1 protein-coding gene and 1 pseudogene are annotated in these 488 nt (G+C 63.3%); both read right to left on the reverse strand.

The window, feature by feature from the left end; all coding sequences use genetic code 11:
- Nucleotides 1-198, reverse strand: a 198-nt coding sequence (locus J5M58_RS26480; RefSeq protein ID WP_207880320.1) for an NAD-dependent epimerase/dehydratase family protein, incomplete at its 3' end; no start/stop codon positions are given.
- A pseudogene (locus tag J5M58_RS26485) lies at nt 195-488 on the reverse strand (hypothetical protein); the annotation flags it as partial. The gene J5M58_RS26480 and the pseudogene J5M58_RS26485, both read right to left, overlap by 4 nt.

The following is a 488-nucleotide window of genomic DNA, read 5'->3' on the forward strand; positions in this document are numbered from 1 at the left end:
ATACTCGACCCACTCCTTGTTGATCGTGATGTCGCCTTCGAAGAAATGCATCCGCTCGTGCTTGACGAGATCGCCGAGCCGATCGGTCTGCATGTCCATGCCGAACACTTCCCAATCGGTGGTTTCAAGAATGCGCTTGGACAGGTGATGACCGATGAAGCCGTTCACACCCAGGATCAGGACTTTTTTTGCTTTCATGAATGACGGGAAGAATGAATGAACTGCGCGAATTGCGCCGGGGAAACGACGGCGTCGCCGCGGTCGTGCGGCCGGCGCAGTTCGAGAATGGAGACGGCGCGGCTGTCGCCGCAAACGCCGAACAGCGCATTATCGCTTACGTGCAGGCCCGGCGGCAAATCGACGGCCGCGCGCGCGGCGGCCGTGCCGGGCGCGGCGAGCCGCGCGCGCGCGATCACGAAGCGCGTGCCGCCGAGATCGGTGAACGCGCCCGGATACGGCGGCGCGACCGCGCGGATCAGGTTGTACAC

Origin of the sequence: Pseudomonas sp. 32_A, from assembly GCF_017490905.1 — a bacterium.
Lineage (GTDB): Bacteria > Pseudomonadota > Gammaproteobacteria > Pseudomonadales > Pseudomonadaceae > Aquipseudomonas > Aquipseudomonas inefficax.